23 protein-coding genes and 2 tRNA genes are annotated in these 23,880 nt (G+C 71.6%); 19 read left to right on the top strand and 6 right to left on the bottom strand.

From position 1 onward, the window contains the following. Positions 1–3 precede the first annotated feature (3 nt). Positions 4–897, bottom strand: a complete 894-nt coding sequence (locus tag BJ984_RS13875; RefSeq protein WP_179548504.1) for a TIGR01777 family oxidoreductase — start codon at positions 895–897, stop codon at positions 4–6. Continuing rightward, complete coding sequence (locus BJ984_RS13870; protein WP_179548503.1) at positions 894–1,319, bottom strand: OsmC family peroxiredoxin; 426 nt, start codon at positions 1,317–1,319, stop codon at positions 894–896. Before BJ984_RS13870 ends, BJ984_RS13875 begins: the two co-directional genes overlap by 4 nt. 233 nt (positions 1,320–1,552) lie before the next feature. Between BJ984_RS13870 and leuA the strand changes: the two genes are divergently transcribed. From leuA to BJ984_RS13850, 4 genes are all read left to right on the top strand, one after another. Continuing rightward, positions 1,553–3,313, top strand: coding sequence for a 2-isopropylmalate synthase (leuA, locus tag BJ984_RS13865; protein WP_179548502.1), 1,761 nt, complete (start codon positions 1,553–1,555; stop codon positions 3,311–3,313). Between the two features lie 154 nt (positions 3,314–3,467). Further along, positions 3,468–4,226 (top strand): DNA repair protein RecO, encoded by a 759-nt coding sequence (recO, locus tag BJ984_RS13860; protein WP_179548501.1) that lies wholly within the window; start codon positions 3,468–3,470, stop codon positions 4,224–4,226. Next, positions 4,223–5,050, top strand: a complete 828-nt coding sequence (locus tag BJ984_RS13855) for an isoprenyl transferase (protein ID WP_179548500.1) — start codon at positions 4,223–4,225, stop codon at positions 5,048–5,050. The genes recO and BJ984_RS13855 overlap by 4 nt, the downstream gene beginning before the upstream one ends. A gap of 28 nt (positions 5,051–5,078) precedes the next feature. Beyond that, entirely contained in the window at positions 5,079–5,780 is a 702-nt protein-coding gene (locus BJ984_RS13850) for a DsbA family oxidoreductase (RefSeq protein WP_179548499.1), read from the top strand. A 121-nt stretch (positions 5,781–5,901) separates the two neighbouring features. On the opposite strand, the gene BJ984_RS13845 is transcribed toward BJ984_RS13850, so the two are convergent. Next, positions 5,902–6,438 carry an aminoacyl-tRNA deacylase gene (locus BJ984_RS13845; RefSeq protein WP_246306468.1) on the bottom strand — a complete coding sequence of 179 codons (537 nt, stop codon included), beginning with the start codon at positions 6,436–6,438 and terminating at the stop codon, positions 5,902–5,904. 64 nt (positions 6,439–6,502) lie between these two features. Here BJ984_RS13845 and dusB point away from each other — a divergent pair, with 64 nt between their 5' ends. The 6 genes from dusB (at position 6,503) to BJ984_RS13815 (ending at position 13,390) form a co-directional block, all read left to right on the top strand. Then, entirely contained in the window at positions 6,503–7,687 is a 1,185-nt protein-coding gene (gene dusB / locus BJ984_RS13840) for a tRNA dihydrouridine synthase DusB (protein WP_179548498.1), read from the top strand. Continuing rightward, positions 7,680–9,020, top strand: coding sequence for a deoxyguanosinetriphosphate triphosphohydrolase (locus BJ984_RS13835; RefSeq protein WP_271206555.1), 1,341 nt, complete (start codon positions 7,680–7,682; stop codon positions 9,018–9,020). The genes dusB and BJ984_RS13835 overlap by 8 nt, the downstream gene beginning before the upstream one ends. 34 nt (positions 9,021–9,054) lie before the next feature. Beyond that, positions 9,055–11,136 (top strand): DNA primase, encoded by a 2,082-nt coding sequence (gene dnaG, locus BJ984_RS13830; RefSeq protein WP_179548497.1) that lies wholly within the window; start codon positions 9,055–9,057, stop codon positions 11,134–11,136. Positions 11,137–11,245: 109 nt separating this feature from the next. Next, positions 11,246–12,244, top strand: coding sequence for an ATP-binding cassette domain-containing protein (locus BJ984_RS13825; protein WP_179548496.1), 999 nt, complete (start codon positions 11,246–11,248; stop codon positions 12,242–12,244). Beyond that, entirely contained in the window at positions 12,241–13,251 is a 1,011-nt protein-coding gene (locus tag BJ984_RS13820; RefSeq protein ID WP_179548495.1) for a D-isomer specific 2-hydroxyacid dehydrogenase family protein, read from the top strand. The genes BJ984_RS13825 and BJ984_RS13820 overlap by 4 nt, the downstream gene beginning before the upstream one ends. 66 nt (positions 13,252–13,317) lie before the next feature. Continuing rightward, a tRNA-Asn gene (locus BJ984_RS13815) sits at positions 13,318–13,390 on the top strand. 106 nt (positions 13,391–13,496) lie between these two features. Here the strand turns inward: BJ984_RS13815 and BJ984_RS13810 are convergent. Beyond that, positions 13,497–13,748, bottom strand: coding sequence for a hypothetical protein (locus tag BJ984_RS13810; protein ID WP_179548494.1), 252 nt, complete (start codon positions 13,746–13,748; stop codon positions 13,497–13,499). 131 nt (positions 13,749–13,879) lie between these two features. On the opposite strand from BJ984_RS13810, the gene BJ984_RS13805 reads away from it, so the two are divergent. Together BJ984_RS13805 and BJ984_RS13800 are read left to right on the top strand one after the other, a co-directional pair. Further along, complete coding sequence (locus BJ984_RS13805) at positions 13,880–14,662, top strand: AzlC family ABC transporter permease (protein WP_179548493.1); 783 nt, start codon at positions 13,880–13,882, stop codon at positions 14,660–14,662. Beyond that, positions 14,659–14,964 carry an AzlD domain-containing protein gene (locus BJ984_RS13800; RefSeq protein ID WP_179548492.1) on the top strand — a complete coding sequence of 102 codons (306 nt, stop codon included), beginning with the start codon at positions 14,659–14,661 and terminating at the stop codon, positions 14,962–14,964. Before BJ984_RS13805 ends, BJ984_RS13800 begins: the two co-directional genes overlap by 4 nt. 76 nt (positions 14,965–15,040) lie before the next feature. Here the strand turns inward: BJ984_RS13800 and BJ984_RS13795 are convergent, their stop codons facing one another. After that, a complete protein-coding gene (locus tag BJ984_RS13795; RefSeq protein WP_179548491.1) occupies positions 15,041–15,667 on the bottom strand; it encodes a peptide deformylase in 627 nt (208 codons plus the stop codon). Positions 15,668–15,721: 54 nt separating this feature from the next. Between BJ984_RS13795 and BJ984_RS13790 the strand changes: the two genes are divergently transcribed. From BJ984_RS13790 to BJ984_RS13760, 7 genes are all read left to right on the top strand, one after another. Beyond that, positions 15,722–16,624: a DMT family transporter gene (locus BJ984_RS13790; RefSeq protein WP_173181135.1), complete on the top strand. Its 903-nt coding sequence runs from the start codon at positions 15,722–15,724 to the stop codon at positions 16,622–16,624. 70 nt (positions 16,625–16,694) lie between these two features. Beyond that, positions 16,695–17,954, top strand: coding sequence for a glycosyltransferase (locus BJ984_RS13785; RefSeq protein WP_218870077.1), 1,260 nt, complete (start codon positions 16,695–16,697; stop codon positions 17,952–17,954). Positions 17,955–18,047: 93 nt separating this feature from the next. Next, positions 18,048–18,121, top strand: a tRNA-Ile gene (locus BJ984_RS13780). Between the two features lie 96 nt (positions 18,122–18,217). Next, positions 18,218–18,376, top strand: a complete 159-nt coding sequence (locus BJ984_RS13775; RefSeq protein WP_179548490.1) for a hypothetical protein — start codon at positions 18,218–18,220, stop codon at positions 18,374–18,376. A gap of 180 nt (positions 18,377–18,556) precedes the next feature. After that, positions 18,557–19,564, top strand: a complete 1,008-nt coding sequence (locus BJ984_RS13770) for an AAA family ATPase (protein ID WP_179549468.1) — start codon at positions 18,557–18,559, stop codon at positions 19,562–19,564. Between the two features lie 2 nt (positions 19,565–19,566). Continuing rightward, entirely contained in the window at positions 19,567–20,850 is a 1,284-nt protein-coding gene (locus BJ984_RS18960; protein ID WP_179548489.1) for a DUF58 domain-containing protein, read from the top strand. Next, positions 20,847–23,276, top strand: a complete 2,430-nt coding sequence (locus BJ984_RS13760; protein ID WP_179548488.1) for a transglutaminase TgpA family protein — start codon at positions 20,847–20,849, stop codon at positions 23,274–23,276. Before BJ984_RS18960 ends, BJ984_RS13760 begins: the two co-directional genes overlap by 4 nt. Here BJ984_RS13760 and BJ984_RS13755 read toward each other — a convergent pair. Continuing rightward, on the bottom strand, positions 23,223–23,771 hold the full coding sequence (locus BJ984_RS13755; protein WP_179548487.1) for a PadR family transcriptional regulator: 549 nt from the start codon (positions 23,769–23,771) through the stop codon (positions 23,223–23,225). The genes BJ984_RS13760 and BJ984_RS13755 overlap by 54 nt on opposite strands. Positions 23,772–23,880: the final 109 nt, after the last annotated feature.

Genomic DNA, 23,880 nt, shown 5'->3' with positions numbered 1-23,880 from the left:
CGGTCAGATCTGGCTGAGGGCCGCCTCGATCGTGCCGTCGCGGAAGGTGAAGCCGTTGAACAGGAGCTTCTGCGCCGAGACGTCCTGGTCGGCGAGCAGCAGGTCGCGGCCGGCGTCGGCGAGGGCCGCCTTGAGCGCCCACGCCGGGGCCGGCAGCCAGTAGGGGCGGTGCAGGTCCTCGGCGAGGGTGCGCACGACCTCGGAGGCCGGCGCCGGGCGCGGGCCCACGAGGTTGACCGGGCCCGAGAGATCGGAGGTCAGGAGGTACCGCAGCGCGGCCGCCTCGTCGTAGAGGCTGATCCAGGGCCAGATCTGCTCGCCGCTGCCGACCGGGCCCGCGAGTCCGAGTTTCGCGAGCAGGGTCAACGGCTTGAGGGCGCCACCGCCCTTGCCGACGACGAGGCCGGTTCGTGCCGTGACGAGCCGCGTGCGCGCGGCGGCCGGTGCGGCGGCGCGCTCCCACGCATCCGTCACCTTGGCCAGGAACCCGGTGCCGAGCGGCGACGACTCGGTGAGCGTCTCGCCGGGCCGGTCGCCGTAGAAGCCCACGGCCGAGCCCGAGATGAAGACCGAGGGCGGGTTCTCGGTACGGGCGATGGCGTCGACGAGGGTGCTGGTGGCGAGCACACGCGACTGCAGGATCTCGCGCTTGTAGGGGAGCGTCCACGGCAGTTTCGAGATCGAGGCGCCGGAGAGGTTGACGATCGCGTCGACGCCCTCGACGACGGCCGAGGGGATCCAGCGGGCTTCCGGGTCCCAGGAGCGCTCCGTCGGCGTGCGGGCCGGGCGGCGCACGAGGATGAGGACGGTGTGGCCCTCCGCGCGCAGCTGGCGGGTGAGTTCGGTGCCGATGAAGCCGGAGCCGCCGGCGATGAGCACCGTCTGGGCGGCGCTCACGCGAGGCTCGCTTCGAGGGTGACCGGGATGCCCGTGAGGGCCTTCGAGACCGGGCAGCCCGTCTTGGCCTCCTCGGCGATGCGCTGGAAGTCGGCCTCGTCGATGCCGGGCACGACCGCGCTGACGAGCAGATGGCTGCCGGTGATGCCGTGGGCGGGGTCGAAGGTGACCGCCGCGGTGGTCTGCAGCGACTCGGGCGCGTGCCCGCCGCGGGCGAGTGCGGCGGCGAAGGCCATCGAGAAGCAGGAGGCGTGCGCGGCACCGAGGAGCTCCTCGGGCGTCGTCACGCTCTCGGCCCCCTCGGAGCGGGCCCGCCAGTTCACGGCGAGACTCGCCGCGCCGGAGCTGTCGAGCGTGGTCGTGCCCGATCCGCTCTCGAGGTCACCCCGCCAGACCGTCGTCGACTCACTGGTCACAGCCATGGACAACCTCCCGTGTCGGTGCCCTCACCCTACCGCGGTGCCATCCGCCGCCCCAGGGCGGAGCCGGTCACCGTGTCACGACGACCTCAGACGGGGCGGGCGATCGTGCTAATCTGGGCGCGTGCTGTTCGGTCTGCTCCTTCTTAGCTGCCGCGACGAGTCCTAGTCTCCAGGCCTCCCTCGTCGCGGAGTTCGCCGATGGCTGACCAGATTCTGACGAAGGAACGCACGACATGAAGAACAACCAGGCCGCTTCGGCCATGCCGATCCACAAGTACCGGCCCTACCACGAGCAGTTCGCTGTCGAGCTGCCCGACCGCACCTGGCCCGCGAAGCACATCACCGAGGCGCCCCGCTGGTGCGCGGTCGACCTGCGCGACGGCAACCAGGCGCTGATCGACCCGATGAGCCCCGAGCGCAAGCGCATCATGTTCGACCTCTTGGTGCGCATGGGCTACAAGGAGATCGAGGTCGGCTTCCCGAGCGCCTCGCAGACCGACTTCGACTTCGTGCGCTCGCTGATCGAGGAGAACGCGATCCCCGACGACGTCACGATCCAGGTGCTGACCCAGGCGCGCGAGCACCTGATCCGCCGCACCTACGAGTCGATCGCGGGCGCCAAGCAGGCGATCGTGCACCTCTACAACTCCACCAGCGTGCTGCAGCGCGACGTGGTGTTCCGCACCGACCGCCAGGGCATCGTCGACATCGCCCTCGAGGGCGCACGCCTCTGCCGCTCCTTCGAGAGCCTGGTGCCCGAGACGCAGGTCTACTACGAGTACTCGCCCGAGAGCTACACCGGCACCGAGCTGGAGTTCGCCGTCGACATCTGCAACCAGGTGCTCGAGGTGTTCGAGCCGACACCCGATCGCAAGGTCATCCTGAACCTGCCCTCGACCGTCGAGATGGCGACCCCGAACGTCTACGCCGACTCGATCGAGTGGATGGGGCGGCACCTGAACCACCGCGAGAACGTCATCATCTCGCTGCACCCGCACAACGACCGCGGCACCGCCGTGGCCGCCGCGGAGCTCGGCTACCTGGCCGGCGCCGACCGCATCGAGGGCTGCCTGTTCGGCAACGGGGAGCGAACCGGCAACGTCGACCTGGTCGCCCTCGGCATCAACCTGTTCACCCAGGGCATCGACCCGCAGATCGACTTCAGCGACCTCGACGAGGTGCGCCGCACGGCCGAGTACTGCAACCAGCTGAAGGTGCACGAGCGGAGCCCCTGGGCGGGCGACCTCGTCTACACGGCGTTCAGCGGCTCGCACCAGGACGCCATCAAGAAGGGCTTCGAGGCCATGGCCGCCGACGCCGCCTCCCAGGGCAAGGAGGTCGACGACCTGGTCTGGGCCGTTCCCTACCTGCCGATCGACCCGAAAGACCTGGGGCGCTCCTACGAGGCGGTCATCCGCGTCAACTCCCAGTCGGGCAAGGGCGGCGTCGCCTATCTGCTGAAGACCGACCACGCGCTCGACCTGCCGCGGAAGCTGCAGATCGAGTTCTCGGGCGTCGTGCAGGCGAAGACCGACGCCGAGGGCGGCGAGGTCACGAGCGAGCAGATCTGGGCGGTCTTCCAGGACGAGTACCTGCCCTCCTCGGCCGCCGAGGAGAAGTGGGGCCGCTTCGAGCTGCACCGCACCCGCACCTCGAGCGACCTCGGTGGATCGGTGGCGCTCGACGTCACCCTGCGCGTCGGCGACGACGTGATCGAGACCTCGGCCTCGGGCAACGGCCCGATCGCCGCGTTCCTGAACGTGATGACCGAGCAGGGCGTCGACATCAAGCTCTACGACTACGTCGAGCACGCCCTCAGCGCTTCGGGCGACGCCCTGGCCGCGGCCTACGTCGAGCTGCAGGTCGACGGCAACCGCCTCTGGGGCGTGGGCATCGACGCCGACATCTCGACCGCGTCGCTGAAGGCGGTCGTGTCGGCGGTCAACCGGGCGATCCGTGTGCGGGATGCCGAGCGGGAGCTCGTCTCGGCGTAGCTCTGCGGGCATCCGCCGGCGGGGTGGCGCACGAGCGGGGTCTCGGCGTAGCTCTGCGGGCATCCGCCGGCGGGGTGGCGCGCGAGCGGGGTCTCGGCGTCGCCTCACCGGTCGCGCCTGGCCGGGCATCCGGCCGGGCGCGGGATAATGGGCTGTGCCCGTTTACCGTGATGACGCCGTGGTGCTCCGCACCCACAAGCTGGGTGAGGCCGACCGCATCGTCACCCTGCTGACCCGGCACCACGGCAAGGTGCGGGCCGTCGCCCGCGGGGTGCGCCGCACCGCGTCGAAGTTCGGGGCCCGGCTCGAGCCGTTCATGGTCGCCGACGTGCAGTTCTACGAGGGCCGCACCCTCGACACCATCACGCAGGCGGTGACGATCGGCTCGTACGGCGCCGAGATCACGGCCGACTACGCCAGCTACACCGCTGCCAGCGCCATGGTCGAGACCGCCGACAAGCTCACGGAGGAGGAGCCCTCGCTGCAGCAGTACCTGCTGCTGGTGGGGGCCCTCCGCTCGCTCGCCCGTGGCGAGCACGGCCCGAACGCCACGCTCGACTCCTACCTGCTGCGGGCGCTCTCGATGGCCGGCTGGGCACCGAGCTTCCACGACTGCGCCGTGACGGGGGAGCCGGGCCCGCACTCCGCCTTCGTGGTGCAGCTCGGCGGGGTGGTGGCCGAGTCGGTCGCCCCGCCCGGCACGCCGCGCCTGGACACCAGCACCCTCGAGCTGCTGACCGCCCTGCTCACGGGCGACTGGACGACCGCCGACGCCGCCGACGGCCCGGTGCGCTCGCGCGCGAGCGGTATCGTTGCGGCGTACACCCAGTGGCACCTGGAACGCGGGCTCCGATCGCTCGAGCACGTCGAACGGGGGCCGGGGAAGCCGCAGAAGAAGGTGCAGCCGAGTTGAGTCCCGTTCCGTTCACGTCGCCGAAGGCCGAGCCGTTCCGCCCCCTCGACTGGACGGGCCTGTACCCGCCCGCCGTGCCCGCCGCCGCGGTGCCGAAGCACGTCGCGATCGTGATGGACGGCAACGGCCGCTGGGCGAATCAGCGCGGCCTGACCCGCATCGAGGGGCACCGCGCCGGCGAGGCGGCCCTGCTCGACGTGGTCGCCGGAGCCGTGCAGATCGGCGTGAAGCACGTCAGCGTCTACGCCTTCTCCACCGAGAACTGGAAGCGCTCGCCCGACGAGGTGCGCTTCCTGATGGGGTTCAACCGCGACGTGCTGCACCGTCGGCGCGACCAGCTGAACGAGTGGGGCGTGCGCATCCGCTGGGCCGGCCGCAAGCCCCGCCTCTGGGCGAGCGTGATCAAGGAGCTGCAGTTCGCCGAGCGGCTGACGGCTCACAACAGCACGCTGACGCTGACGATGTGCGTCAACTACGGGGGCCGCAACGAGATCACGGATGCGGTGCGGGCGATCGCCGACGACGTCGCGGCCGGCCGCATCCGCCCCTCCGCCGTCTCGGAGAAGCTCATCCAGCGCCATCTCTACGTACCCGAGCTGCCCGACGTCGACCTGTTCGTTCGCAGCTCGGGCGAGCAGCGAACCTCGAACTTCCTGCCCTGGCAGTCGGCCTACGCCGAGATGGTGTTCCTCGACCGGCTCTGGCCCGACTTCAGCCGGGTCGACCTGTGGCAGGCCATCGAGCACTACGCGGGGCGCAACCGGCGGTTCGGCGGGGCGGTCGACGCTCCGGCCGCCGAGACGTCGTCGATCGAGGCGGAATGAGCGGGCATCCGTTCGCGTTGCCTCTCGTGTGACTGACACCGCTGCCTCCTCTGCTGCCTCCTCCGAGGCCATCAAGATCGACATCTGGAGCGACATCGCCTGCCCGTGGTGCTACATCGGCAAGCGCAAGCTCGAGTTCGGCATCGAGGAGTACGCCTCGACCGAGGGCTCCGTGCCCGTCGAGATCGAGTACCACTCCTTCGAGCTCTCGCCCGACACCCCCGTCGACTTCGACGGCGACGAGATCGAGTTCCTCTCGGGCCACAAGGGCATCCCGGCCGAGCAGGCCTCGCAGATGCTCGAGCGCGTGACCGGCATCGCCTCCTCCGTCGGGCTCGACTACGACTACGACGCGCTGAAGCACACCAACACCGTCAAGGCGCACGAGCTGATGCACTACGCCAAGGCGCACGGGCTGCAGCTCGAGATGAAGGAGCGCCTGCTCAAGGCCTACTTCGTCGAGGGCCGGCACGTCGGTCGCATCGAGGATCTCGCCGACCTGGCCGCCGAGCTCGGACTCGACCGCGACGACGTCGTGCGCTCGCTCGAGTCGGGCGAGAACGTCGACGCCGTGCGGGCCGACCAGCGCCAGGCGCAGGAGCTCGGCATCCAGGGCGTGCCGTTCTTCGTCTTCGAGGGCAAGTACGGGGTGTCGGGCGCTCAGGATCCGGCGACGTTCGCGCAGGTGCTGGCCCAGGTGGCCGGCGAGCGGGTCGAGGTCGGCTCATGACGGCGACGGATGCTCGTGCCGAGGCATCGGCCGGGGCGACCGGCGCCGTTCCCGCCGTCACACCTCTGCTGACCGTGCTGGGCGCTCCCGGGGCGAGCTGCGAGGGCGACTCCTGCTCGTTCTAGCGTTCGGGCAGCGGTTCGCTGATGTCGGCGACGGTCGCGCCGAGGGCCGCGGCCAGCGCATCCGCGTCGACGTAGGCGCTGTGGCCGTGGGCACCCGCGCCCATCGCGACCCGGCGGCCGGCGAAGGACTCGTCGAGGTACACCGGCCACTCGGTCGTGCTGCCAAGCGGGGTGATCGTGCCGCGCTCGTAGCCGGTGGCGGCCAGCGCGACGTCCTGGTGGGGCATCGAGAGCTTGTTCACTCCGACGAGGGTGCGGAGCTTCGGCCAGCTGATCTGGCGGTCGCCCGGGATGAGCGCGAAGAGGAAGTCGCCGTCGTGGCGCTTGACCACGAGGCTCTTGGCGATGTCGCCGGGCTCGAGCGCGAGCAGCGCTGCGGCCTCCTGCAGCGAGCCCGCCTCGGGGCGCTCGACGACCTCGACCTCGAGGCCGAGTCGGCGGGCGTGCTCGCGCACGCGGTCGGTGCCCGTGGGCCGGTCCGCAGCCGGGGTCTCTGTTTCGTCCGTCTCGTCCATCACAGTCGGAGCAACCATCGATCCGTCCACAGGATTCCCGGCCGCGTCGCCGTGGCCGTCCACGTCTGGGAGAATTGACCCGATGTCCACTTCAACCCTCACCCCCGACCGGCTGGCCATCGGGCCGATCCAGCTCGACGTGCCGGTGGTGCTCGCGCCCATGGCCGGCATCACGAACACGGCGTTCCGCCGGCTCTGCCGCGAGTTCGGCGCCGGGCTCTACGTGAGCGAGATGATCACGAGCCGGGCGCTCGTCGAGCGCAACGAGGCGACCTTCCGCCTCATCACGCACCACCCGAGCGAGACGCCCCGCTCCATCCAGCTCTACGGCGTCGACCCCGCCACCATGGCCGAGGCCGCCCGCATCCTGGTCGACGAAGACCGCACCGACCACATCGACATGAACTTCGGCTGCCCGGTGCCCAAGGTCACCAAAAAGGGCGGGGGTGCCGCGCTGCCCTGGAAGCTCGACCTCTTCCGTGAGATCGTCGAGTCGGTCGTCGAGGCCGCCGGCGACGTGCCCGTCACCGTGAAGATGCGCAAGGGCATCGACTCCGACCACCTCACCTACCTCGAGGCCGCGAAGGCCGCCGAGGGGGCGGGCGCCGCGGCGATCGCGCTGCACGCCCGCACGGCGAGCGACTTCTACAGCGGTCAGGCCGACTGGTCGGCCATCGCGACGTTGAAAGAGACCATCAGCTCGATCCCGGTGCTCGGCAACGGAGACATCTGGTCGGGCGAAGACGCCATCCGCATGGTCGACGAGACCGGGTGCGACGGCGTGGTCGTCGGGCGCGGCTGCCTCGGCCGGCCGTGGCTGTTCGGCGACCTGGCCGCCGCATTCCGGGTGCGCGCGGGCGAGCTCTCGGCCGAGGAGGCGGCGGCGCTGCGGGCGGCGCCGTCGCTCGGCGTCGTCGCGCAGACCCTCCGCCGGCACGCCGAGCTGCTGGTGGAGTTCTACGACGACGAGGGCCGGGCCTGCCGCGACATCCGCAAGCACGTCGCCTGGTACCTCAAGGGCTATCCGGCCGGGCACGAGGTGCGCGCCGCTCTCAGCACGGTGCAGAGCCTCGAGCAGATGGACGAGATCCTGGCCGAGCTCGACTGGTCGATGCCCTACCCGGGCGCCGACGCCGAGGGCCCCCGCGGCCGGGCAGGCAGCCCGAAGCGCCCCTCGCTGCCCGACCGCTGGCTGGAGTCGCGCTCGCTCGAGACCGCGGGCCGTGCCGAGGTCGCCGCGGCCGAGAAGGAGAACAGCGGTGGCTGACGCCCTCGACCTGCAGACCTTCGCGCCCACGAAGGGCTACGCCGAGTCCGACGCCGAGCGCATGCTGCCCGAGGAGCACTACACCCGGCGCAGCGACTTCCAGCGCGACCGCGCCCGAATCCTGCACTCCTCGTCGCTTCGCCGCCTGGCGGCCAAGACGCAGGTGCTGAGCCCCACGGTCGTCGCCGACTTCGCGCGCAACCGGCTCACCCACTCGCTCGAGGTGGCACAGGTCGGGCGGGAGCTCGCCTCCAGCCTCGACCTCGACCCCGACGTGGTCGACTCCGCGTGCCTCGCGCACGACCTCGGGCATCCGCCGTTCGGTCACAACGGCGAGAAGGCCCTCAACCAGTGGGCGCAGTCGATCGGCGGCTTCGAGGGCAATGCGCAGAGCCTGCGCATCCTCACGCGGCTCGAGGCGAAGGTGTTCGACGACAGCGGGCACGGCTACGGCCTCAATCTCACCCGGGCGAGCCTCGACGCGAGCTGCAAGTACCCGTGGGCGGCGTCCGACCCCGTCGAAGACCCGAGCGGCCGGCTGAAGTACGGCGTCTACGACGACGACGCGCCGGTGTTCGACTGGTTCCGGGCCGGAGCGCCGGCCCGGAAGCTCTGCGTCGAGGCCCAGGTGATGGATCTCAGTGACGACATCGCCTACTCGGTGCACGACTTCGAAGACGCCGTGCTGAACGGCTACATCGACGTACGGGTGCTGGCCCGGCGGGTCGATCACGCCGATCTGGTGCGCAGCATCCATGCCCGTGCCGGCGGCGGCTTCACGCTCGACGAGTTGAGCGAGGCGTTCGAGCGCCTCGACTCGCTGCAGGTCTGGCTCTCGGAGTGGGACGACTCGCGTCGCGCCCACGCCGGGCTGAAGAACCTCACCAGCCAGCTGATCGGGCGCTTCGCCGGAGCGGCCACGCGGGCCACCCGCGAGTCCTTTCCGACGCCGAGCATCACCCGCTACGGCGCCGACGTCATCGTGCCCGACTGGGTGGCCGCCGAGATCGCCACGCTCAAGGGCATCGTCTCGGTGTTCGTCATGTCGAACGACGCCAGGCAGCCGCTCTACCAGCAGCAGCGGGGGCTCCTGATGGAGCTCGCCGACCGCCTCTGGCAGAGCGACGGGGCCGCGCTCGACCCCGCGTTCGCCGACGACTGGCGCACCGCCACCGACGACCGGGCCGCCCGGCGGGTGGTCGTCGACCAGGTCGCGAGCCTCACCGATCAGACGGCGCTGGCCTGGTACGAGCGGCTCTGCGCACAGGGCGATGCGGGCCGGCTGGGAGAAGAGCTGCTCGCGGCCGAGGGGCCCAGGCGGGCTCTATCCTAGGAGGACCGGTGGGCGAGATGGCAGGGCGGGTGACATGGCAGGACTGATCCGTCGCAACGACATCGACGAGGTCCGGTCGCGCATCAACATCGCCGACGTCGTCGGCGACTTCGTCACCCTGAAGAGCGCCGGCGTCGGCTCCATGAAGGGGCTCTGCCCGTTCCACGACGAGCGGTCGCCGAGCTTCCACGTGCGGCCGCAGGTGGGCTACTACCACTGCTTCGGCTGCGGCGAGGGCGGCGACGTGTTCACCTTCCTGCAGAAGATGGACCACGTCACCTTCTCCGAGGCCGTCGAGCGGCTCGCCGCCAAGATCGGCTTCCAGCTGCACTACGAAGACGGGGGAGCGGCGGCCGACCAGGGCAACCGGGCACGCCTCCTCGCGGCGAACGAGGCGGCGCGGGAGTACTTCGCCGAGCAGCTCACCTCGCCCGGTGCCGAGGCCGGCCGCGCCTTCCTCGGCCAGCGCGGCTTCGACGCCGCGGCGGCCGCGCGCTTCGGCGTGGGCTACGCCCCGCAGGGGTGGGACAACCTGGGCAAGCACCTCCGCGGCCGCGGCTACACCGAGCAGGAGCTCACGGCGGCGGGCCTGCTCAGCCAGGGCGACCGCGGCACCTACGACCGCTTCCGCGGGCGGCTGATCTGGCCGATCCGTGACCAGACCGGGCAGACCGTCGGCTTCGGCGCCCGCCGGCTGTTCGACGACGACAAGGGCCCGAAGTACCTCAACACCCCTGAGACGATCGTCTACCACAAGGCGCAGGTGCTCTACGGGCTCGACCTCGCCAAGCGCGACATCGCCCGCAGCCGCCAGGTCGTCGTGGTCGAGGGCTACACCGACGTCATGGCGGCCCACCTCGCCGGCGTCACGACCGCGGTGGCCACCTGCGGAACGTCGTTCGGCGTCGACCACATCAAGATCATGCGGCGGGTGCTCTCCGACGACTCCGCCGGCCTCGGCGAGGTCATCTTCACCTTCGATCCCGACGCCGCGGGCCAGAAAGCCGCCCTCCGCGCGTTCAGCGAGGAGCAGCGCTTCGCCGCGCAGACCTACGTCGCCGTGGCGCCCGACGGTCTCGACCCCTGCGACCTGCGTCTGGCCAAGGGCGACGACGCCGTCCGCCGCCTGATCAAGAGCAAGAAGCCGATGTTCGAGTTCGTCATCCGGCAGAAGCTCTCGGCCTACGACCTCGACACCGTCGAGGGTCGTGTGGCCGCGCTGCGGGACGCGGCGCCGATCGTCGCCGACATCCGCGACTCGGCGCTCCGGCCCGCCTACACCCGGCAGCTCGCGAAGATGCTCGGCACCGACCTCGACGTGGTGCAGCAGGCGGTCGAGCGTTCGGTGCGGAGCGGCGGCTCGGGTGCGGGGCAGGGCCACGGACAAGGGCAGGGCAACGGCGGTGATCGTGGCGGTGCGCCGGGTGGCGACCGCGGGGCGCTGCGACCGGGCGGCGCCGGTGGGCAGGACGGCCGAGGCGGTCAGGGTGGCCAGGCCGGTCAGGGTGGCCAGGGCGGTCAGGGCGGCCAGGGCGGCCAGGGAGCATCCGGTGGCCAGGGCGGGTACCGGCCCTCGCCGGCGGCCGACCCCCAGGTGGCGTCGGTGACGACCCTCGAGGCCGTGCCCGTCCAGGTGCCCGCGGTCTCCCTCACGGAGCTGCCCTCCACCACCACCGTGCGCCGGGAGCGGGATGCCCTGATGGCCATGCTGCAGTCGCCCACCGTGATTGGCGCCGAGCTGCTCACCCGGTCGACTGGCTGCGGCTTCGCCAGCGCGCCGCTGGCCGCCGTGCGCGACGCCGTCGCGCGGAACGTGGAGCACTTCGACCAGCCCGACTTCGTGCAGACGGTGCAGGCCGACGTGCCGCCGGAGTACCGCACCCTGGTCGAGCAGCTGGCGGTCGCGCCCATTCCCGAGCGACCCGAGCGCGCGCCCGAGAACTACCTGCGCGGAGTCGTGCGCGCCCTCGTCGAGCGCGATCTCAGCCGCCGCAAGGACGAGCTCGTGCTGCGGCTGCAGAGAACCGACCGGGTGGCGGAGCCGGTGCTCTACCGCGAGATCCAGATCCAGTCGGCGCAGCTCGAGGCCGACCGGCGGGCCTTCGTCGGGGAGTAGCGCCCGATCGCACCGCGCCTGAGGGAGCGGTGGGCCGGGTCGCGCAATCTCCGAGCATCCGCCGTGCCGTCGGGGTCTGGCGCGACTTCGCGCCTAGGCTCGAAGCCTGATGGTCGAACGAAACGTGCTCTCCGCCTCCGACGTGACGATCGAGTACCCCTCGCACAGCGTCAGTCCCGCTTTCACCGCCGTGAAGGGGTTCACGCTCACGGTCGCCCCCGGGGAGATCGTGGGGCTGGTGGGGTCGAGCGGCTCCGGCAAGTCGACGCTCGCGCACGTGGCGTCGGGGCAGGCCGCCCTGCGGGCCTCGAAGGAGTCGTCGCCGCGCATCATCGGCGGCAGTCTCGAGGTGCTCGGATTCGAGATGCGCGGCATCCGCCGGGGCAAGCTCGGCAAGCTCACCCTCGGCGTCGGCTACGTGGCCCAGGACGCCGGGTCGAAGCTCACCTCGAACATGACGGTGGCGGAGCTCGTCGCCGAGCCGCTGCTGCTCCGCGACAAGCGCTACGACCGGCACGAGGCCGGCCTGAAGGCCGCCACGCTCGTCGACGCGCTGCTGCTGCCCGTGGGCTCGATGATGAAGCTGCCGCACGAGCTGTCCAGCGGGCAGCGGCAGCGGGTGGCGGTGGCGCGCGGACTCATCCTCGACCCGGTGCTGCTGATCGCCGACGAGCCGACCGCGGGCGTCGACGTCTCGGTGCGGAGCGCGGTGGTCGACGTGATCGCCGGCCTGCAGCGGGCACGCGGTGCGAGCGCGCTGATCATCAGCCACGACCTCGACACGCTGCGGCGGAGCGCCGACCGGGTGGCCGTCATCCATGAGGGCGTCGTGGTGGGCCTCGGGCCGATCGACGACGTGCTCGCCGACCCGCGGCACCCGTACGTGGTGCGTCTCGCGGAGGAGCTGAACGGCGACGGGCTCGACGACGAGGAGTTCGACGAGGACGGTTTCGGCGAGGACGGTTTCGGCGAGGACGAATTCGACGGGGACGATGAGGCGGATGACGACGCGGTCGAGGACGCCGACGAGCCGGAAGCCGCCGACGCCGACGATGACCCGGTCGGCACGCTGAACCCGAACGACGACGAGACCCGAGGAGCCCGATGACGCCCCGATCCCGATCCTTCGACGGACGCCACCGCGAGGTGCTCGCGGTCGCCGCCGACGCGCTGCCCGCCGGCGAGCGGCCCGAGCCCGGCCCGATCGCCGTGCTGCCCGAGGCCGATCCCACCTTCGTGGAGGCCGTCGAGGCGGCCGGCGGCACCGTCGCACCGCTCGGCGACGACACCCGGGGCATCGTCTGGCTCGCCCACGACCGTCCCGAGCAGTTCGACGAGATCATCTCGACCTACCCCGGCATCGGCTGGGTACAGCTGCCCTGGGCGGGCGTCGACGCCTTCGCCGACTCCATCCGCGACCACGACCGCCCCGGTCTCGTCTGGACGAGCGCCAAGGGCGCCTACGCCCAGCCCGTGGCCGAGCACGCGCTGACGCTCGCGCTGGCGCTCCTCCGCGAACTGCCCACGCGCATCCGTGCCACGACGTGGGGCCCGAAGATCGGATCCTCGCTCTACGGGCTGAACGTCGTCATCATCGGCGCCGGCGGCATCGCCCTCGAGCTGCTGCGGCTGCTCGAGCCGTTCGGCGTGACGGTCACCATCGTGCGCCGCTCCGCCGACCCGGTCGCGGGAGCTCACCGCACCGTCACGGTGGAGCAGCTCGACGAGGTGCTGCCCGAGGCCGACCTCCTGGTGGTCGCCGCCGCGTTCACCGCCGGCACCGACAAGCTGATCGGCGCCCGCCAGCTCGAGCTCCTGCCCGACACCGCCCACCTCGTCAACATCGCGCGCGGCGGCCTCGTCGACACCGAGGCGCTCGTCGCCGCCCTCGAGAGCGGTGGCATCGCGGGGGCCGCCCTCGACGTGACCGATCCCGAGCCGCTGCCCGACGGGCATCCGCTCTTCTCGCTCGACAACGCGATCGCAACCCCGCACTCGGCGGACACGCCCGAGATGATCGCGCCGCTGCTGGCCGCGCGCGTGCGCCACAACGTGCGCGCGTTCCTCGAGACCGGCGAGTTCGCGGGGCGCGTCGACCCGGCAGCGGGGTACTGACGCCGCGGTGTCAGGAGCGCCGCGAAAGTGGTGGTAATGTATTGAGCGCTGTTCCGGCAGCACCATTCCTCGATAGCTCAATTGGCAGAGCAGCCGGCTGTTAACCGGCAGGTTCTTGGTTCGAGTCCAAGTCGGGGAGCGAAGGCCTCGCGGCTCCACCCGCGAGGCTTTCCTTATTTAAGGCGAGCTCCGGGCTCCGGGCCGCGCTTCGCTTTGAACCAGAGGCCGAGCGTCGAGCCCTGGTGTCAGACGGCGGTGCGCTTCTCAGGCTCCGCCACCGGTGCCCGGCCCACCTCGATGCGCCGCACAGCGATCGGCACGCGCGGCCCCACCAGCAGCAGGTCGACCCCGCCGCGGTGTAGCAGCGGCACCAGCTCCGTGTCACCTCGGGCCACGATGTCGGCCGCGGCCGCCTCGAAGATCTCGGCCATCGTCTCGGTGGCGAAGAACGTGCGCCCTCCGTGGTGCACCACCCGCCCGTATTCGTGTTCAATCATCGTCGATCGTCCGTTCCCACAAGCCTCGTGCGTCCTTCGCACCCTACGCTCGCCCTCCCGGGGCGGCCAGGGCTTGCGCGCCGCTCACGGCCGGTTCCCGGATTGCGCCCACCCTCTGGCAGGATCGGGGAATGGCCGAGCCGCGCACCCCTGGGCAGCGCACCCCTGGGCCGCGCACCCCCGGGGAGCGCGCGGCCATCCGCTCCGGCCTCGCCGTCGGCCTCGCCACCGCCGTCTACGGCATCTCGTTCGGAGCCCTCGCGACCCTCTCGGGCCTGGACGTCTGGCAGACCTGCTTCCTCAGCCTCGTGATGTTCACCGGCGGCTCGCAGTTCGCCCTGATCGGTGTGCTCGCCTCGGGCGGTCTCGCGGCCGGCCCCGCCGCGATCACGAGCGCCGCGCTGCTCGGCACCCGGAACGTCTTCTACTCCATCCGGATGGCCCCCGTCGTCGGCCCCGGCTTCTGGCGCCGGGCGGCCGCCGCGCAGCTGACCATCGACGAGTCCGTTGCCGTCTCCACCGCCCAGACCACGCCCGCAGCGCAGCGGGCCGGCTTCTGGGTGACCGGCCTCGCCATCTACCTCGGCTGGAACCTCACCACCCTCATCGGCGCGCTGATCGGCGACCTGCTCGGCGACGTCAGCGCCTACGGTCTGGACGCCGCCGCGGCCGCAGCCTTCCTGGGGCTGCTCTGGCCGCGCCTGAAGGAGCGCCAGACGCAGGCCGTCGCGGTGGCCGCCGCCGTCGTGGCGACGCTGCTGACGCCCGTGCTGGTGCCCGGCCTGCCCGTTCTCGTGGCGGCGGGCGTCGCCCTCGTGGTGGGCGGCTTCAACCTGTTCGCCGCGAAGCCGACGGCCGGGTCACCGGCCGAGCCGTCGGCCCGGCCGAGCCCGCCGGCGGGAGGTGCCGCATGACAGCCTGGCAGATCGTCCTCCTCGCCTCGATCGTCTGCGCCGCGCTCAAGGTCGCCGGCTACCTGATCCCGCCGAAGGCCTTCGAGCACCCGACCGTCGCCCGCGTCGCCAACCTGATGACGGTGGCGCTCCTGGCGGCACTGATCGGCGTGCAGACCTTCGGGGCCGGTCAGGCCGTGCAGCTCGACGCGCGGGTGCCGGCCGTGCTGGTGGCCGCCGTGCTCTACGCGCTGCGCGTTCCGTTCGTCGTGGTGGTGATCGTCGCGGCACTGGTCGCCGCGGGCATCCGGATGCTCACCTGAGCAGCCCCGCCGCGCCGACCTTCAGGAACCGGCACTTCAATAACCGGCCCTACAGAAACTGACGAGGCGCGAACTCCTAGGCGTCGAGCTCGTCGACCCCGGGCAGCCACGCGTAGCCGGGCACGCCCCAGCCCTTCTTGCGCTCGATCTTGCGGGCCACCTTCGCGTAGACCGGATCGATCCGGTCGATGTAGAGCAGCCCTTCGAGGTGGTCGAACTCGTGCTGGAAGATGCGGGCGAGCCAGCCGTGCGCCTCGATCTCGTAGGGCCGGCCGTCGAGGTCGGTGGCACGCAGGATGGCCGACTCGCCCCGCACCAGCGGGAACCGCTCGCCGGGGAACGACAGGCAGCCCTCGGACTCGGTGTCGGGGTCGGCCGGCTCGACCGAGGTGGGGGAGATGTAGAGCTCGGGGTTGATGGCGACGCCGCGGTACTCGCGGAGGGACGCGGTGTCGTCGGGGGAGTCGTCGTCGCCCTCCTCGTCACCCGTGTCCTCGTCGCCCGTGTCCTCGACGTAGGAGAAGACGAAGAGGCGGAGCGGCACGCCCACCTGCGGGCCGGCGAGGCCCACTCCGGGCGCCGCGTCCATGGTCTCGAACATGTCGGCCACGAGGGAGCGGAGCTCGTCGTCGATGGCGACGACGGGGGAGGCGGGCGTGTGCAGCACCGGATCGCCGGAGATCCGAATCGGGAGAACGGCCATTCGCTAAGCCTAACCGGGGTACCCGCAGGGTACTGTCGACGAGTGCCTCTCGACATGCTTCAGCTGACCGAGCCGATCGCTCTCGACCCGAAGCAGTTCATCGGCATCCCGATCGCCCTCGTGGGCGCGGTCTTCCTCAGCCTGGGCGCCCAGTTCCAGCACCGCGGGGTCGCGAAGGTCGAGGCGAACACCAACCAGGCCGAGAAGGGCCTGAACGCCCGCCAGATGATGGCGCTGCTCGGTCGCCCGTCGTGGGTGCTCGGCACCGTGATGCTCGGGCTCGCGATCGTGTTCCAGCTCACCAGCCTCGGCTTCTCGCCGATCATCGTGGTGCAGCCCCTCGGCGCGGTGGCCCTCGTGATCACGGCCGTGCTCAACTCGCGGGTGAGCAAGGTCAAGCTCAACCGCAGCTCGATCATCTCGATCGTGCTGTGCGTCGGCGGTGTCGGCCTGTTCGTGCTGGTCGCGGCCTTCACCGCGGTCGACAAGCCCGTCGGCACCCGCGAGCTGATCGTCATCCTGATCATCCTCGCCGTCGTGCTGGCCCTGTTCGCGGTCGGCTTCGCCTTCCTGCGCCGCCGCTTCAAGGCGATCGCCTACATCGTGGGCGCTGGCGTGCTCTACGGCTTCGTGGCCACCCTCGCGAAGGTGGTCATCAGCCGCATCTTCCAGGCCGACTTCGAGTGGCTCACCGTGCTGGCCCTGATCGGTCTCCTCGCCGCCGCGGCGCTCGGCGGCTACTTCGTGCAGAACGCCTACTCGTCCGGCCCGCCCGACCTCGTGATCGCCGGCCTCACCGTGATCGACCCGCTCGTAGCGGTGGGCATCGGCATCCTGGTGCTCGGCGAGGCCTCCCAGGCGCCGCTCTGGGCCATGTTCGCGTTCATCGCATGCGGCGCGATCGCCGTCGTCGGCGTGTTCGGGCTCGCGCGCTACCACCCCCAGGCGCAGCACTAGGGTAGTTTTCTCCTCAACCCGCGGTGTCCGCCGGCGTGCGGCCCGCCCCCATCCCAAGGAAGACGACGGTTTGACTGACTCCCGTGATCCGAACACCGCACCGGATGCCCGGCCGGCACCCGGAACGACGGACCGGCCGCTGCGCATCCTGATCGGCGCCGACACCTTCTCGCCCGACGTCAACGGCTCGGCCCGCTTCTCCGAGCACCTCGCCTCCGGTCTCGCCTCGCGCGGACACGACGTGCACGTCGTGGCCCCCTCCGCCGGGCGCAAGCACGGCACCTGGAAAGAGGTCTACGACGGCCACGTGATCACCGCGCACCGCCTGTACAGCTGGCGCTGGTACCCGCACGACTGGCTGCGCTTCGCGATGCCGTGGCGCATCCGGCAGAACAGCGCGCGGATCATCGACGAGGTGCAGCCCGACGTGGTGCACTTCCAGTCGCACATCATCATCGGCCGGGGGCTCTCGACCGAGGCCGAGAAGCGCGGCATCCGCATCGTCGGCACGAACCACTTCATGCCCGAGAACATGCTGGCCTTCACGGGTATCCCGAAGTTCCTGCAGAACTGGGCAATCGGGCTCGCCTGGGCCGCCGCCCGCCGATCGTTCCTGCGCGCCGACGCGGTCACCGCCCCCACCCGCCGGGCCGCCGACTACTTCGAGAAGGAGACCGGCCTGCACGACGTCTACGCCATCTCCTGCGGCGTCGACGCCTCGCTGTTCGTGCCCGACTTCGCGCCACACACCGAGAACCGGGTGATCTTCGTCGGCCGGGTCACCGGTGAGAAGCACCTCGACGTGCTGCTCAAGGCCATCCAGCTGCTGCCCGACTCCCTCGACGTCAAGCTCGACATCGTCGGCGGCGGCGACCAGCTGAAGAACCTGCAGACCATGGCGCAGCAGCTCGGCATCGGCGACCGCGTCACCTTCACCGGCTACGTCACCGAGGAGGAGAAGCAGCGCCTCTACACGCGGGCCACCGTCTTCGCGATGCCGTCGATCGCCGAGCTGCAGAGCATCGCCACCATGGAGGCGATGGCGAGCGGACTGCCCGTGGTCGCCGCCGACGCCATGGCGCTGCCGCACCTCGTGCACGACGGCGAGAACGGCTACCTCTTCGCCCCGGGCGACGCCCAGCAGCTCGCCGACCGGCTGGAGCGCGTGCTCACCCTGCCGCAGGAGGAGCTCGACCGCTTCAAGAACGAGTCGCTGCGCATCGTGGAGGCGCACGACATCCAGCGCACGCTGACGACGTTCGAGCACATCTACCGCGGGGAGCCGGTGCCCGAGGCGCCCCACCCCGTGTCGAGCACGCCGCCGGCCTGAGCGGGGGGCTGCCCGCGCTGGCGTCGCGCACCTGCCCGTGCCGCGGGGCAGGGTATCGTTGTCTCGATTCCGCGGCTGCCCGGCCGCGGTCTCGGGGCGGTAGCTCAGCTGGTCAGAGCAGCGGACTCATAATCCGTCGGTCACGGGTTCAAGTCCCGTCCGCCCTACGACACCTGCACCCCCTGTGACCAATCCGGGGGACAGGCCGCTCCGAAGAACCGGTGACGGGAGGGGCCCGTCGTGCCGAAGCAGCGGAGGGGCGCATGCCGGATCGAGACCCGAAGAGAGACTTCCGCCGGCCCGAGCTGTCCACTCCGTGGCAGCGGTTGTCGGGGCACCGGGCGTTCGCGCCGACGGTGGTCGTCGCGACCCTCCTGATCACCAGCGTGCTCGTCTACCTCGCCCTGCAGCGGTTCCTCTGAGCGCCGCCGTGCGCGGGCCAGCGTGTGAGCCGCCTATGCAGGCCCTGAGTAAGGGGTGAAATTGTCGGCCCTGGCGCTTATCGTGATTGTCATGCGCGTGCCCACCCCGGCCCGACCCTGCATCGCCGCTGATCGAGGAGACCTCCGCCCGTGACATCCGAAGCCCTCACCTCCTCGCCGATGGCCACCCCGGCCGGCGCGGGAGCCCCGCTCAGCCTCGACGAGTTCGGGCGGTACACGGGCGCCATCCTCGACAACCTCGAACGGGTCATCGACGGCAAGACCGAGGCCGCCACCCTCGCCCTGATCGTGCTGATCGCCGAGGGCCACCTCCTCGTCGAAGACGTGCCGGGCGTCGGCAAGACCACCCTGGCCAAGGCCCTCGCCACGAGCGTCGGATGCACGGTCAGCCGCATCCAGTTCACGCCCGACCTCCTGCCGTCCGACGTGACAGGCGTCTCCATCTACAACCAGGTCGACCACGCCTTCGAGTTCAAGCGCGGAGCCGTGTTCGCCAACATCGTCATCGCCGACGAGATCAACCGCGCCTCGCCGAAGACCCAGTCCGCCCTGCTGGAGTGCATGGAGGAGCAGCAGGTCTCGGTCGACGGCACCACGCATCCGCTCGAACCGCCGTTCATCGTGGTCGCCACGCAGAACCCGATCGAGATGGAGGGCACCTACGCCCTGCCCGAGGCGCAGCGCGACCGCTTCATGGCGCGCATCTCGATGGGCTACCCCGACGCCTCCGCCGAGCTCTCGATGCTGCACCACCGCGAGTCCTCGAGCCCGATGGCGAGCCTCCGGGCCGTGGTCGACAAGCACCGGCTCGCCGAGCTGATCGACACCGCCCGCGCCATCTACGTCAGCCGTGCCGTCGAGTCGTACGTGGTCTCGATCGTGCAGGCGACCCGCATCCACCCCGAGTTCCGGCTCGGCGCGAGCCCCCGCGGCACCCTGCACCTCGTGCGCGCGGCCAAGGTGCTCGCCGCCCTGCGCGGCCGGGAGTTCGTGGTGCCCGACGACATCAACGAGCTCGTCGTGCCGATCCTCGCGCACCGCATCGTCGCCACCCGCCGCGCGGCCAGCGACACCCGCGGCGGCGGCACCGAAGCGATCGCCACCGCGCTCCGGGGGATCGTCGCGGCCACCCCGGTGCCGCTGAACCGCTCCCGCCCGTCGGCCTGACCGTGCCCGCTCCCCGTCCGACCCGCTCCCTGCCGCGCCTCACCGTGCGCGGGTGGGGTTTCGTCGCAGCCGGCGTCGTCGTGCTCGTGCTCACGCAGCTGTTCCGCCGCCAGGAGCTCGCCTACCTCGCCTGCTTCCTGCTCGCCGTTCCGCTGCTCTCGCTTGCCTGGGTGGCGCTGCGCCGCATCGCGATCACCGTTCGCCGACGGTTCAGCCCCGAGTCGGGCACCGTCGGTCAGGCGGTCACCGTGTCGATGTTCCTGCAGAACTGGGGCAGCCTCCGCACCCCCGCGGCCGCCTGGCGGGAGCGCACCGCCCCGCCGCTCGAGGCCGCTCCGCCCGCGCTCTTCCCGCCGCTCGAGCGCTACTCCTCCTCGACGCTCGACGAGCCGCCGGTGCAGCGCCTCGACTACCCCCTCGACACGGGGCGGCGGGGCGAGCATCCGATCGGCCCGCTCGAGCTCACGCTCACCGACCCCTTCGGCTGCGCCACGCGACGGCTCGGCTTCGGTGGCACCGACACCGTGCTGATCACCCCGACGGTCTACGAGCTCGCCCGCGTCGACCTGCGCCTCTCGACGGGCGACGGCGCCGAGCAGGTCTCCCGCCGCCTCGTGGGCGCGGGGGAGCAGGACGTCATCGCTCGCAAGTACCTCCCCGGCGACTCCATGCGCCGCGTGCACTGGCCGGCCACGGCGAAGCACGGCGAGCTGATGGTGCGACAGGACGACCAGCGCAACGATCAGGATGCGGTCATCCTGCTCGACGCCCACTCCTTCCTGCCGGGTGACGGCTTCGAGTGGGCCGTCAGCACCATGGGGTCCATCGCCGTGCACCTGATGAACGAGGGCTTCGGCGTGCGGCTCGTCGGCCACGGCACCGGTGACGGCGCCGAGGTGCTGGTCGCGCCGTTCGGTGCGGCCCGCGCGATGCGCGAACTCGCCCGCACCGGGCCCGACGCCGTGCACGACCCGAGCGACTTCCGGGCGGCCGTCGACGAGGCGGCGCTCACCTCGCCCGACGCCCCGCCGGTGTTCGCCGTCGTGTCGAACGCACCGGGCGCCGCCGACCGCATCCGGGGGCTGGCCGCCATGTCGTCGCACGCCGTCGTGTTCGTGGTGGGCGAGACGGATGCTCTTGCCTCCGCTGCCCCCGGAGCCGCCCCCGGATCCGCCCCCGTGTCCGCCGAGCTCCGCTCGTCGGGCTGGACCGTGGTCGATTGCTCTCCCGACGAGAGCCTGCCCGCCTTGTGGCGGTCGCTCGGCGAGGCGCGGGGGCTCGCATGAGCACCGTGCTGCGTCCTCCGGTGTCGCCGGCGGCCCCCGAGGGGTCGCCGAGCGGGCGTCAGCGCGCGACCGAGGCGGTCGGCGGCGGCCGGAGTGGCCGGCCGGCGAGCGGCCGCAGCCGTGCATCCGCTGCCCGTCGGCGGGAGCGCTCGGGAGCCTGGACGACGACGCTCGCCGTCGGCCTGACCATGGGCTTCGCGCTGTTCAGCCTCTCGCCCCTGCTGCAGGGCATCGGCTGGTGGTTCGCCACGATGGCGATGGTCGTCGTGCTGCTCGGGGTCTCGGCGCTGCTGCGGGCCCGCGGGCTGCCCGAGGTGGTGGTCGTCGGGGTGGCCGTGCTGCTCTGGGTCGCGATCGTCGTGCTGCTCTACGCCCCCGGCACGACCTGGCTCGTGCTGCCGACCCTCGACACCATCACCGACATCTCCGCCGACCTCGCCGCTGCGCGGGAGTCGATCGCGGTGCAGGAGGTGCCGGCCGTCGCGGTGCCCGAGCTGACCCAGCTGCTGGTGATGTCGATCGGGCTGATCGCGCTCGTCAGCGACGAGCTCGCCACCGGGCTCCGGGTGCCGGCGCTCAGCGGCACCGGTCCGCTCGCCGTGCTCACGATCGCGCCCCTGGTGCGGCGCGACGACCCCCAGGTGCTGGTGTATCTGCTCACAGGACTCGCCTTCCTGCTCGTGCTCTGGACGGGCGCGCGCATCGGCTCGGGCGGGCGCGCGAAGCCGACCACGCGCATCCGGGCCACCGCCGGCGGGCGGAACGCCGGACTCGCCCTGGGGCTCGCCGCCGCCGCCGTCGCCGCGATGGTCGTGCTGCCCACCGTCACCCCCGGACTTACCTCGCGCGACCTGGCGGAGCAGGGCGACGGCACCCCGTTCGCCTCGACCTACGCCACCGGCGTCGACCCCACGATCCAGCTCGGCCGCGACCTGCGCCGCAGCGACCCGGTGCTCTCGCTCACCTACTCGACCTCGTCGGAGGAGGGCCTCTATCTCAAGATGGTCAACCTGAGCGACTTCTCGGGCGGCACCTGGGAGCCGGAGGCGCCGTACGACGGCATCTCGTACGAGGGCCAGGAGTTCGGCACCCCGCCCGGCCTCGCGCCCGAGGTGCCGGTCACCGACGTGAGCACCACCGTGTCGATCGCGGGGCTCCGCAGCGACTGGCTGCCGCTGCCCTACCCGAGCCAGCAGGTCGACTCGCTGAGCGGCAACTGGCTGATCACGCCGAACACGTTCACGATCACCGATCTGCAGGGTGACACGCGCGGCATCAACTACCAGGCGACGAGCCTCGCCGTGGCGCCGACCGCCGAGCAGCTGGCCACCGCCGGAGCCACGGTGCCCGACAGCCTGGCGGGCTACCTCGGTCTGCCCCCCGACCTGCCCCCGGTCATCGCCCAGGAGGCCTCGACGATCACCGCCGGGGCGGCCACGAACTACGACCGGGCCGTCGCGCTGCAGGAGTACTTCCGCTCGGGCGAGTTCCGCTACTCGCTGGCCGCGCCCGCCTCGAACGGCTACGACGGCAGCAATGCCGAGATGATCGCGGCCTTCCTCGACAAGAAGGAGGGCTACTGCGTGCACTTCTCGGCCGCCATGGCCGTGATGGCGCGCACCCTCGGCATCCCCTCGCGCATCGCCGTGGGCTACGCGCCGGGCCAGACCGCCGACAGCACGGCCGACGGCCAGCCCGTCTACGAGGTGTACACCGACCAGCTGCACGCCTGGCCCGAGCTCTACTTCGAGGGCATCGGCTGGCTGCCCTTCGAGCCCACCCCCGGCCTCGACATCACCCCGCCCGACTACAGCCTGCCCGACTACGCGCAGCAGTCGGCGACCGACTCGTCGGCGCCCGCTCCGAGCTCCACCTCGACGGCGACCAACTCGGCGGGTCCCGATCGTGGCGACGTCGCGGCGGTGCAGTCGGCCGAGCAGCAGGTGCTCGCTCAGGTGCGCGGCTGGTCGATCTTCGCCGGGGTGCTCGCCCTGATCGCGCTCGTCGTGCTGGCGCCCTTCGCGGCCCGGCGGTTCGTGCGGCGCGGGCGCATCCGCCGGCTCGCCACCGACCCGCAGCCTGGCACCCTCGCCTGGCTCGAGCTGGAGGACACCCTCGACGACCACCGGCTGCAGCGCTCCCACGGTGACACGCTCTCCGACGTCGAGCGGCGGCTGACGGCCGAGAACATGGTGCCCGTCGACGCCCTGGGCCGCCTTCGGGTCGCCGCCGAGTTCGAGCAGTACGCCCCGCCCGGCAGCGCGAGCGACGAGACACGGGCGCGCATCGGGCGCGACCTGCTCGCGGTGATCAGCGGGCTGGATGCGCAGGCACAGCCGCGCGACCGGGCGCTCGCCCGGTACCTGCCCGTGTCACTCTGGCGGCGTCGCCGGGCGGCGGCCTCGACGGGGACGCTCGTTCCGTAGCGGGGTGACGAGGGCGGCCGGCCCGCCCGGGAGGGCCTCGAGATCGTCGAGCCAGCCCAGGGCGGCGGTGGCGAGGCGCCGGCGTGCGAGGTCACCGGGGGAGCGGCCCTCGGCGGCGTCGGACGCCTCGCGCCGCCACACCGCCCGGTAGTGCTGGAGCAGCTCCGGCACCGCCGGGTGGCCGAGGCTCGTCGCGAGCAGCACCTTGAAGGTGGTGTCCCCCCAGGGGTCGGCCCCGTCGATCGACGCGTCAGCAAGCCAGGCCTCGGCGGCGGCGCTGCCCTCGTCGGTGAGGCCGTACAGCGGCAGTCCGTCGTCGGTGGCTCCGGATGCTCGCACGAGCCCCGCAGTGACGAGCCGGTCGAGCGTGGAGTAGATCTGCCCGACGTTCACCCGGCCCACGCGCTCCGTGCGCTCCTCCAGCTCTCCGTGCAGCTGCAGGCCGTAGGCGTCGGTCGCCGTGAGCACGGCCAGGATGCCGGATCGGATCGACATGGCCCTCCTCCCGCTGCACTCGACCGTCGCTGCGGCTGCTCGCCGTGCAATCGCACACCGGCAATTGTTCACTCCGTAGACAATCGCGAGTCTAGGCTGTGAGCTTCAC

The sequence above is a fragment of the Herbiconiux flava genome (genome assembly GCF_013409865.1).
Lineage (GTDB): Bacteria > Actinomycetota > Actinomycetes > Actinomycetales > Microbacteriaceae > Herbiconiux > Herbiconiux flava.
Note: the sequence above shows the minus strand (reverse complement) of the source record. Positions and strands in the feature narration are given on the sequence as shown.

What these genes read in the sequence shown, in the direction of transcription:
- BJ984_RS13870 (WP_179548503.1), bottom strand. Translation starts at nt 1,319, where the DNA reads ATGGCTGTGACCAGTGAGTCGACGACGGTCTGGCGGGGTGACCTCGAG.
- leuA (WP_179548502.1), top strand. Translation starts at nt 1,553, where the DNA reads ATGAAGAACAACCAGGCCGCTTCGGCCATGCCGATCCACAAGTACCGG.
- BJ984_RS13845 (WP_246306468.1), bottom strand. Translation starts at nt 6,438, where the DNA reads ATGGTTGCTCCGACTGTGATGGACGAGACGGACGAAACAGAGACCCCG.
- dusB (WP_179548498.1), top strand. Translation starts at nt 6,503, where the DNA reads ATGTCCACTTCAACCCTCACCCCCGACCGGCTGGCCATCGGGCCGATC.
- dnaG (WP_179548497.1), top strand. Translation starts at nt 9,055, where the DNA reads ATGGCAGGACTGATCCGTCGCAACGACATCGACGAGGTCCGGTCGCGC.
- BJ984_RS13825 (WP_179548496.1), top strand. Translation starts at nt 11,246, where the DNA reads ATGGTCGAACGAAACGTGCTCTCCGCCTCCGACGTGACGATCGAGTAC.
- BJ984_RS13820 (WP_179548495.1), top strand. Translation starts at nt 12,241, where the DNA reads ATGACGCCCCGATCCCGATCCTTCGACGGACGCCACCGCGAGGTGCTC.
- BJ984_RS13810 (WP_179548494.1), bottom strand. Translation starts at nt 13,748, where the DNA reads ATGATTGAACACGAATACGGGCGGGTGGTGCACCACGGAGGGCGCACG.
- BJ984_RS13805 (WP_179548493.1), top strand. Translation starts at nt 13,880, where the DNA reads ATGGCCGAGCCGCGCACCCCTGGGCAGCGCACCCCTGGGCCGCGCACC.
- BJ984_RS13800 (WP_179548492.1), top strand. Translation starts at nt 14,659, where the DNA reads ATGACAGCCTGGCAGATCGTCCTCCTCGCCTCGATCGTCTGCGCCGCG.
- BJ984_RS13795 (WP_179548491.1), bottom strand. Translation starts at nt 15,667, where the DNA reads ATGGCCGTTCTCCCGATTCGGATCTCCGGCGATCCGGTGCTGCACACG.
- BJ984_RS13790 (WP_173181135.1), top strand. Translation starts at nt 15,722, where the DNA reads ATGCTTCAGCTGACCGAGCCGATCGCTCTCGACCCGAAGCAGTTCATC.
- BJ984_RS13775 (WP_179548490.1), top strand. Translation starts at nt 18,218, where the DNA reads ATGCCGGATCGAGACCCGAAGAGAGACTTCCGCCGGCCCGAGCTGTCC.
- BJ984_RS13770 (WP_179549468.1), top strand. Translation starts at nt 18,557, where the DNA reads ATGGCCACCCCGGCCGGCGCGGGAGCCCCGCTCAGCCTCGACGAGTTC.
- BJ984_RS13760 (WP_179548488.1), top strand. Translation starts at nt 20,847, where the DNA reads ATGAGCACCGTGCTGCGTCCTCCGGTGTCGCCGGCGGCCCCCGAGGGG.
- BJ984_RS13755 (WP_179548487.1), bottom strand. Translation starts at nt 23,771, where the DNA reads ATGTCGATCCGATCCGGCATCCTGGCCGTGCTCACGGCGACCGACGCC.